This is a genomic window from Micromonospora sp. RTBAU3-60, assembly GCF_054963695.1.
In genome coordinates, this window is record NZ_JBUEGB010000129.1 from 1 (window position 1) to 9,360 (window position 9,360).

Here is a 9,360-nt window from a genome sequence, read left to right on the forward strand (position 1 = left end):
GCAGCCGCTGGCCCGGACGTCCTCACCGCGCAGCCGGTCGGTGACGCGGCTCGTACTCTTCGCTGGGTGCTCGCCCACATGACGAGCGAGACCATCCGGCATGCCGGTCACGCCGACATCCTGCGGGAGCTTACCGACGGTGTCACCGGTCGGTAAGAAATCGCGGTTCGGGGCCGCACCCCATCCGGTGCTACACAGCCGTCGTTGAGCGCTCGGACACCACCGGCCCGAAAGATCGGCCATGTGACGGTGAGGAACGAACTGACCTGCCGCGATCAGCGCGTAACGTAACGTGAGCGGGGACGGCACGCTAACAGACGCGCGGATCTGCCGATGAGAGCGTGTTTGATCTTGTCCGGTGGGGGTTGGGTTCGGCCGACAACGCTCCGCCGTACGGCCTCCGGCATCACCTACCTTAGAGTAATGCGTTTGGAATGATCTCCATCCCTACGCATTAGTCCATGATCATGATGATCTTGGGGTCGGCGGACCTCATGGGAGTACGCACCCATCCACCGCGATTGGTGAGCGTCGGACCTTTCGGTCAGGCCAATCTTGGCCACATGATCTTGAGGATAACTGTGGAACGGCGAACTGCACTGGTTCGGCCGATACGACCGTCGTCGTGGGCGAAACGGACCTCTTCAGCGACAGCCACCTCGATGGTGGCAGTGCCGGGAGGCTGAGCTTTGGCGTGATCGATGATCGAGTTGGCTAAGGCGAGCAGCACGATCCACCGGCGCACCGACACGCCGCGAGCGGTCACCGCCCGGGGTATGGACCTGGCGCGTCGCCAGCACTTGATGGAACCGGGCAAAGGCGCACGACTCAAGGGCGGGAGCCCCACAATGGGTGGCGTGGACACGCACGTTGACCATCCGCCCGGTCTGCACCCGGGCTGGGGGAGTGGCGCCGTTGAGCGATGGTCAGGCCTAGCAGTCATCAGAACAGAGACTTCCGCCACGAGGAGTTGTCGGCATGCCCGCACGGATATTCAGGTACCTGGTGAAGAACTCGGTGCCTGACCACCGACTGGATCTGGTCAAGGCGAACTTGTGTTAAAAAGACTGAGCACCGGTATGTCCGTTGTGGACATAGCGTTCTGAGTGCCAAGGAGAGTTCGGTCCTGGCCCTTCGGAGCCGCCCTGCGGAGAGGCTTCAAACCTGCCTCATGCTGCGTTGGCTGAAGACCGTCGTGGTGAAGCGGAGAGCACACGGCGCCGCGTGAGGCGGGGTAGGGCGTCAGGTGGAGATCGAGAAGGCGGCGACGGTCCCACGATAGGCTTTGCTGTCCGGAGGAGGAGCGGCGCGATGCCGATTGACGAAGTTTTCAACAGCCCGTGGACGCGGAAGCACGACGACCCTCGGTTCAACCTCATCCCACAGGCCTCCCGCATCGTGTATCCCACGTCCCTGCCGGAGCTGATCGAACTCTGCCGGGACCGCGAACCCGACGAACGGTTCAAGGCAGCCGGCAGCCACTGGGCGCTTTCGCGGGCCGCGATCAGCGACCATACCTTCATCGAGACCCACGACCCGCGCAACGTGCATCAGGCGATGGGCAGGACGCTGACCAACGTCATTCCGGGCTGCCTGAACCGCGACTATGTCGAGCGCATGGTCCAGCTCGGGCAGGACATCCCCTCCTATCTGGTGCACGTCGAGGCGGGAAAGCGCATCTACCAGCTCTATGCCGAGCTCGATCAGGTGATCGACGTGGGTGATCCGTCCACGCTGGCGGGCCACATCAACCACCACTTCGGCGACCCCAGGTATGGCGGGCCGTGGGCCTTCGCGACCCTGGGCGGCGCCGGCGGGCAGACCGTCGTCGGAGCCTTCAACACCGGCACGCACGGGGGCGACTTCGACCGGCCACCGCTCGCCGACAGCGTGCTGGCGATCCACCTGGTGGCCGACGGTGGCAAGCACTACTGGATCGAGGCGGTCGACGGCAACGAACCGCACCTGACCGACGACTTCCTGATGAGTCTCGAGTTCCGCACCGAGGAGCTGGGTGGCGCGGCCAACTTCGAGCTGATCCGCGACAACAATGTGTTCGACGCGGTGCTCGTCTCGGCGGGGCGCTTCGGGGTGATCTATTCCGTGGTGCTCAAGGCCGTGCAGCAGTATGCGCTCTATGAGCGACGGCGGCTGCACCTCTGGCAGGATATTAGGCACCAGATCAAGGATGTCCGGAGTCCGCTCTACACCGACGTCGCGGTCCCGGCTGGCGCCACGTTCGTTCCCTCGACACCGGTGTCCGGCAATCAGCGCTTTCTCCAGATCGCGGTCTGCCTTACGACCCACGCGAACTTCCAGCGCAACCTCGTGGGCATCACGAAACGCTGGACCCTGCGACCACCGGTGAACACGGCCGGGCGCGACGAGCGGGTCGGGCGCATCGTGGATCCCTTCGACCAGCGGTTGCAGGCTCCGCGGTTCGAGAGGGCCGGCGCGAACCATGCTTTCAGCCCCGATCCGGACGACCCGCACAAGGGCGCCGACCCCGGAATGCTGGAGCGGGCGTGTGCCGACTCCAGCTTCCTCAAAGGGATCATCGGCGCCACGATCGAGGAGATCGAGCAGTTCGTGAACAGCAAAGGGGCGGTGGTCGGAACCACGATCGCGGCCGTTGCCGTGCCGGGAGGGGTCGGGCTCCTCGCGCTCATCCCGGCGCTGCTGCTCACGCTGGTCATCCTGAAGGAAATTCTCGACGCCTTCGACGACGACAGCCGGTTCGGCGAGCAGATGGAGCACATCAAGAACGAGCTGCTCGACCCCGACGAACCGAACCCGGCCAAAAGGGCGGCCGGGCTCCTCACCTGGCAGCTCATCTACTACGCCGCCTTCCAGTCGCAGCAGGGCGACCGCGACTACGAGGCGATCAGCTATGCGGTCATGGATCAGCGGGATTATCTCAACGTCAGCTGCGAGGTGAATGTCGACTCGGTCGAAGTCTTCTTCGACGCCGTGGACGACCGCCTGATCGCGTTCATTGACTCCCTGATCGCCTTCGAGATGAAGCAGGAGTTCGAAGGAAAGGCATTCGTCGGCTATGCCTCGCTCAGGTTCACGAAGCGGACCCGGGCCCTGATCGGCATGCAGAAGTTCGACACCACGTGCTCCGTCGAGGTCGCGTGCCTTCGGGACGTCAGCGGCAGCCAGGAGCTTGTCGACTATGCGGTGAAGCTGGCGCGCAACCCAAACATCCGCGGGCTGCTCCACTGGGGCCAGCGCAACGACAACACCCGCGACGAGGTCGAGGGCATCTATGGCGACAGCCCGCTCAACCCCGGCGGGAACCTGGGATTCTGGCGACAGGCGCTGCGCCACATTACCGAGGACGGCGCGCGGAACGGCTTCAGCAGCGAGTTCACCCGCCAGCGAGGGCTCGAAGAGGCGTAGGGAGACAGTCTTATGCCAGAAACGCTGTACGGTCCGTTCCACGTTGTCCTCGCGGATGGCGATCTTCGTCCGATGCAGCGCCTAAGGATCGCGGGCTCGGAGAGCGTCGACGGACACTATATGGTCGACTTCGACGTGCCCCTGGACATGGTCGTGACCGGCGACGCGTGGACGGTGGAGGTGGCGTTCCTGAACCGCGACGATCCACCCGAGTGGATCACCGCCATGTTCACGCGATCGACGAAGCTCAACGCGGACGGCGAACTGGTCGTCGAGCTGCAGTCCGGTCTGGACAACTCGCCAACCTGGGGCAGCGCACACTTCCGGCCGGGCATTCTCCTCGTCTGTACGTCGCTCGACGAGGTCATCAACCCGGCCCCGGGGCCAAACCCGTACGATTTCACGGTCCCCGAACGAGGCTGAGGTCTATGACGCAGCGACGGTCCAGCGTCGGGGTTGGGCGGCGACGACGCGGGCGGCTGGTTCGTTGTGTAGCCGGCAACCCGTCCGTGCTGCGCGGACCTAGCTGATGGCGCGGCTGATCGGGAGGACTGCACCCAGCACAACGTGATCACCGTGCCGTCCAAACACCAACAGGCAACTCCACCAGGAGCTGCCCGTTCAACATGTTCAGTTCGATGGCCTACACGGCCCCCACAAGATCGAAGGACCGGATCTGCCGCGATCCGAGCGTCACGTAACGTGAGCGTGGACGGCACGCCGGCAGGCGCCCGCCGGCCCACCGTGCCGGCCGAGTCACCGACCCTCGGGTTGGGGCACCTGCAGTTCGAGGCACTGATCACCACCGCCCGACAATCCTCGAACCCGAACGACTTCGCCTTGGTCGCGCTTATGGGCCTGCTCGGGCTGCGGATCTTCGAAGCGTGCGGGTCGAACATCGCCGACCTCGGTGAGGAGCACGGCCACCGGGTCCTACGGGTGCGCGGCAAGGGCGGCAAGGTCGTGCTCGTCCCGCTGCCACCCGCGGTGGCCAGGGCCGTCGATCGGGCCGTCGATGGGCGCACCAGCGGGCCGATCGTGCGCAACACCCACGGCGGGAGTATGGACCAGCACGCCGCCACCCGCCGGCTCAAGTACCTCGCTCACGCCGCAGGGATCCGGATGCCGAGGATGCACCCCCACATGCTGCGCCACACTTTCGTCACGACCATGCTCGACGCCGGCGTCAGCCTCCGCGACGTGCAGATCGCCGCCCGCCACGCCGATCCGAGAACCACCATGCGCTACGACCGAGCCCGCAAGAACCTCGACCGGCACCCCAACTACATCCTCGCCGCCTACATGCCTCCGGGACGTAGCGAGCCCTCCCGGCTTTGCCGAAAGTAGTGCGCACGGCCACCGGTGGTGCCATAGCGGCCGGTCGGGTAAGGCGCCAGCTGAAAGCCGTGCCGGAGGTCGGTTCAGCCATCGCGTCGCCCACGCGGTCTCATACGAGCAGCGGTTCGCGAAGCACCTGCGGCAGGAGAGCGGACAATGCCTTCACGCAGGATTTCGTGTGAGCCACAGCAGTTGATGTCGATCTCTGTCACACCTGGCAACTCGGAAGGCACCGGTTGTTCTGCCCCTGACCACCGGCTGAGTCAGCAGCCCAGGCCATCCTTGTACCACTTCGGGACATCACCGTCGGCGACCTTGTCGGCGATCTCCCAGACGACCTCGGGGTAGTCGCCCTCGTCGTTCATGTCGTGCAGCACCTTCCACTGGTGGCTACTGCGCAGCGCGGCTGCTGCCTGCTTGACCGCTTGGTCGTCGCCGGCGGAGTCGGCCCGGATCCACTCGGCGATCCAGTCGCAGGTGACCCTGCCGGCCACTGCGGCGCCGAACTGGTATGGGTCGTTGGCCCCGGCGTTGTCCAGTACCGACACGTCGAAGCCCGGCGGGGAGGGCATGTCGGCGAGAATCTTGGCGGCTTCCTCACGGACGTCGCCCGGCGTGACGATCTCCGGCGGCAGCGCCTTGAGGAACGACTTGGCATCCACCTTTATCACGTGGGTGAGGATCCCGTCGAAGGTTGCCCGCGTCCAATTGCCCCCGGTGCGCAACTCGACAAACGTGCCGTCCTGCGGTTTGAGCATGGCCGACATGTCGTTCTTGCTGTAGGTGAAGATGCTGGCCGGCCGGTTCGCCACGGTGGTCACCTCCGGTTTGCTGACATGCAGCCGGTCGTCGTAGTAGTGCTGGTACTGCTCGTCCGGGTACCAGTTCATCTGCAGGCTGCGGTCGCCGTTCTGGAATTCGATGCTGCCATTCTCCTCGGCGAACCCGTAGACGCTGATCGCTTTCCAGCCCGGCTCATCGATCAGCAGGCGCGGGTGCTCCTGCGCAGCCTTCAGGTCGAGTTCCCACCCGCTGATCGCGGCCGTGCCCACGCTGGGCAGGCCGGTCGGTCCGGCGTACACGTCGTCGGGCTGCGCGGACCAGAGCGACGACGTGGCGATGATGCCGGCCACGGCCGCCGCAGCGGCCGTGGCGCCGGCGAGTTGACGGACGAGGGTACGGCGCAGCGGTCTCGCCGGCACCGAGTCGAGTTTCGGGGTGGACATGATCTCCTCCAGGAGATGCTGATCCGCCCCGCCGAGGCGCTGGATGATCTCAGGTCGATAGGGGTCGGCGTCTCGAACCAGGCGGTCGAGGTGCTCGTCGGTCATCTGCCCTCCTTCGAGACGGGTACGGCCAGGACATCGAGTACATGTCCGGGTGCATGAGGATCGTCACCGACGAGTTCGCGCAGCCGGGCCCGTGCCCGCGACAGGCGGGTCCGCGCCGCGGTCGGGCTCACCCCGACTACCTCCGCCGCCTCCCGGGGCTGCAGGCCCTCCCATACGGTGAGCAGCATCATCTCCCGGTCCGTGTCGTTCAGCCGGCGCAGCGCGGCCTGCACGGCGAGCCGCTGCGGCACCTCACTGCCCGGATCGGGCGTGGAGACCGCGGTCAGGCAATGCCGGAGCCGCTCACCCAACCGCTCTCGGCGGATCCCGCTGCGGTGATGGTTCGCCAGCACTCGGCGGGCCACCCCGTACAGCCACAGCCGAACCTCATCGTCGGAGGGCAGGTCGGCGCTGCGCCGCCACGCCACCAGGAAGGTCTCCGCGACCACGTCGGCGGCGTCGTCCGGCTGCTCGACACGACGTGACGCGTACGCGAGAAGCGCTTCGAAGTTGCCGGCGTAGACGCGCCGAAACCGGTCCTCAGAGCTCACGTCTTATGCATGTCCGGCACCGGGCTCATCGTGACACCACGATACCGCCGACCTGCCGGGGTTCTAGGACCTACGCGACGCCTACCCGCAGCCAATCCCGGCGATCTCGACGGCGTTCCGGCCGGTCGACCGCAACGGACTCATGCCTGGAACCATGCCGCCGTCACGCACCGCGCTCACATCGGCCGCCAGCGAGACGTTGCACATCGACAAAATGCTCGTCTCCCTCGGGAGCGCTCATCTGGCCGACCGCGTGCCGCGCCGTGTCGGTGATCGTCACTATCGGTACGGCTCACGTGGGGAGCCTGATTCCCAGCCCTCTGCCGAGGTCCCTCGGCAGGCCCTCACCTCCACCGAGCGCGCCGGGACCCGCTTCGCCGAGCAGTCCTTCGCATGACCGCGGCGCGCGGATCTGCCGCTGGTCGCTAGGCCGTCGAATCCGCTGCAGGACGGTCGACTCTGCCGGCACACCGCAAAGCAAGGAGCGTGGTATCAACGCGGCATGAACACCGAGTACGCCCACCCGGACGACCTCATCGAGCTCCGTACCGCCTTCGGCGTGGATGACGCTGGCGAATCGGCTCTGGGCTGGGCCGGGGTACACGCCTTCGAAACAGAGCACGGCATCGTTCTGCCGGAGCCGTACCGGACGTTCGTCGCCGAGATCACGGACGGATCCTTCTCCGGACCGCCGGACCGCCGGACCGCCGGACCGCCGGACCACGGCCTTGTGGCCGTCGCCCAGATGCCCGACGACTGGGGCGACGACCATTCGGTGCGGAACCTGAGCACGCCCTTTCCGCTGACTGAGGGGTGGCTTTGGGAGGACGATCCCCGGCCCTACGAGGAGATCGAGCCCCTGCTCGACCCAGTCTTCAACCATGGATCGGTCGTGCTCGGCACGGACGGCTGTGGGATGTATTGGCACCTGATGGTGACCGGCCGGCATCGCGGCCACATCTGGAACATCAGCGGCGAAGGTGCCCTTCCGTTCGGAGCGGAGTTCGGTTACACCACCGCCAGCCCGGGGTTCGCCGGGTGGGTACGGCACTGGGCAGCCGGCAAGCCATGGTTCGACGCCTCCTGAGAAACGTATGCCGCGAAGCGCTCGTCACGGTAGGTAACCGGATCGCGGGTGCCTGCATCCGGACGTGCCGAAGAGCGGACGGGGAGGCCACGACGGCGTATCTCGTCAACCTCTTGCCGCCGTTTGTCTGCGCCTCGCGGCGTGGCGTCACAACTCTGTTCGCCGGCGCCACCAAGGCGTGTCCGCAGGCGCGAAAGGATCGTGCACCGTCGCGGCGCGGTAGCGGTCGTCTAGGGGCGCAAGTATCGACCAAAACTGCCGCCGCGCTGGTCTGCTCAGTGCTACAAGAAGGGACTCCAGCAGCGCCCGGTCATCGGCGAAGGGCGGGCTGCATTGCCATCCATAACGCCAACGGTCCGCTCGGCGACATCGAGCCCAGCCCGCCCACCGGCTCAATGCCACTGCGACGCGACCACGGTCAAGGCCATGGCGGCGCTCGAAGCTGCGGATCTGGTGGTTCGCGGACGCTGACAGGGCAACGGTAGCGCGAGCGCGCAGCGGCGTCGACGCTGAAGCGCACGCATCTGGCCGCGAAGCGATCGGTGCAGAGCTGCCGGACCCGGCTCGGCACGTCTCAGCCGGTCGCGGTGGGATAGCCATTCTGGAAGGCGAGCCGATGGTCCGCGTCCGCCGCGATCTTGTCGAGGTGGTCGTCGAGGTTGAGGAAGACCTGCCAGGGCTCCTCCCCGGAAGCGGCGGCGAGCCGGTCGACGACGAGTTGTTCGAGGTCGGGGACGCGCTTGGCTTTCCAGATCTTGTCGGCGAGGCTGACGAGCAGGTCTTCGAGCTCGACGGCGACCGTCCGCCAACTGGCATGCGTCGCGGCGAAGCGTGCCAGGGAAGGCTCGATGCCGGCGTCGAGCAGGAGCTGCTGCCCGGCTGGCTCGTGCCGGGAGCCTGGTCCGGACAGTTCCTCGACGTGAACGGTCTTGCCGATGTCGTGGGTGGCCGCGCCGAAGAGAACGGCTTCGCGGTTGATGGCCAGGGTTGGGTAGTGGATGGTGAGCCAGGCCGTGAGCTGGGCGGCGACGTCGTGCACGGCGCGCAGATGAGCGGCCAACCGAGGTGGCGCGTTCATCTCGAAGAGGAGGTCGGCGACGGGGGCTGGTAGCTGCCGCAGCGGCGGGTCACCAGGTTCGCGCAAGGCATGACGCAGCGTCAAAGGCATGGTGCTCCGTAGTGGTCGGCGTGCGGGGTTTCGGCGGACGCATGGTAGAACGCGATCAGCATGCTCACCCTGCGGAGGCGATTCCGTAGGCCGGCATCGCGTCGGACGCGTCGGAGACAAGATCAGGTGCCCTCATCTGCCGCAGTGCGCTCGCTACTGGACAGCGCACGCGAGGACCGCGCGCAGCAACCGTCGGATCTCGTGGCTGTCGCTTGACGCCCGCTCAGTCGTGGACTTGCTGTGCCGCGGCGGCGATCGGCTCGAGCCCCGCGATCAGCTCGTCGAGCTCGTCGGTGGTGAGCACGTCATACGCCGGCGCCGCCAGCTCGTCGGTGAGGGCCTCGATCCGTTCCTTGGTCTGGCGGCCGGCGTCGGTGAACCCGCCGGCGGCGTCCACGAGGCCGCGGCGGCGCAATCCGTCGACGACACCGGCCAGCTGTGCCTTGGGCAGGTGGTGGGTCCGGCCGAACTCCTCCGCCT

10 protein-coding genes are annotated in these 9,360 nt (G+C 66.6%); 5 read left to right on the forward strand and 5 right to left on the reverse strand.

Annotation, left to right across the window (positions count from 1 at the left end; genetic code table 11):
* A partial coding sequence (locus ACY34I_RS39415; RefSeq protein ID WP_462760505.1) for a mycothiol transferase occupies positions 1–156 on the forward strand: 156 nt, incomplete at its 5' end.
* Positions 157–544: 388 nt separating this feature from the next.
* Here the strand turns inward: ACY34I_RS39415 and ACY34I_RS39420 are convergent.
* The gene (locus tag ACY34I_RS39420; protein ID WP_462760487.1) at positions 545–766 is read right to left on the reverse strand and encodes a hypothetical protein; all 222 of its coding nucleotides are present in this window, start codon (positions 764–766) and stop codon (positions 545–547) included.
* Between the two features lie 545 nt (positions 767–1,311).
* Between ACY34I_RS39420 and ACY34I_RS39425 the strand changes: the two genes are divergently transcribed.
* From ACY34I_RS39425 to ACY34I_RS39435, 3 genes are all read left to right on the forward strand, one after another.
* Positions 1,312–3,405, forward strand: a complete 2,094-nt coding sequence (locus ACY34I_RS39425; protein ID WP_462760489.1) for a TraB/TrbI/VirB10 family type IV secretion system protein — start codon at positions 1,312–1,314, stop codon at positions 3,403–3,405.
* Between the two features lie 12 nt (positions 3,406–3,417).
* Positions 3,418–3,828 carry a hypothetical protein gene (locus tag ACY34I_RS39430; RefSeq protein ID WP_462760491.1) on the forward strand — a complete coding sequence of 137 codons (411 nt, stop codon included), beginning with the start codon at positions 3,418–3,420 and terminating at the stop codon, positions 3,826–3,828.
* 279 nt (positions 3,829–4,107) lie between these two features.
* On the forward strand, positions 4,108–4,752 hold the full coding sequence (locus ACY34I_RS39435) for a tyrosine-type recombinase/integrase (RefSeq protein ID WP_462760493.1): 645 nt from the start codon (positions 4,108–4,110) through the stop codon (positions 4,750–4,752).
* Between the two features lie 254 nt (positions 4,753–5,006).
* On the opposite strand, the gene ACY34I_RS39440 is transcribed toward ACY34I_RS39435, so the two are convergent.
* A complete protein-coding gene (locus ACY34I_RS39440; protein ID WP_462760495.1) occupies positions 5,007–6,074 on the reverse strand; it encodes a hypothetical protein in 1,068 nt (355 codons plus the stop codon).
* Positions 6,071–6,625: an RNA polymerase sigma factor gene (locus ACY34I_RS39445; protein ID WP_462760497.1), complete on the reverse strand. Its 555-nt coding sequence runs from the start codon at positions 6,623–6,625 to the stop codon at positions 6,071–6,073. Before ACY34I_RS39445 ends, ACY34I_RS39440 begins: the two co-directional genes overlap by 4 nt.
* 502 nt (positions 6,626–7,127) lie before the next feature.
* Here ACY34I_RS39445 and ACY34I_RS39450 point away from each other — a divergent pair.
* Positions 7,128–7,712, forward strand: a complete 585-nt coding sequence (locus tag ACY34I_RS39450) for an SMI1/KNR4 family protein (protein ID WP_462760499.1) — start codon at positions 7,128–7,130, stop codon at positions 7,710–7,712.
* A 574-nt stretch (positions 7,713–8,286) separates the two neighbouring features.
* Here the strand turns inward: ACY34I_RS39450 and ACY34I_RS39455 are convergent.
* Positions 8,287–8,856 carry an HD domain-containing protein gene (locus tag ACY34I_RS39455; protein WP_462760501.1) on the reverse strand — a complete coding sequence of 190 codons (570 nt, stop codon included), beginning with the start codon at positions 8,854–8,856 and terminating at the stop codon, positions 8,287–8,289.
* A 247-nt stretch (positions 8,857–9,103) separates the two neighbouring features.
* Positions 9,104–9,360 (reverse strand): helix-turn-helix domain-containing protein (locus ACY34I_RS39460; RefSeq protein WP_462760503.1); only part of this gene is annotated, 257 nt, incomplete at its 5' end.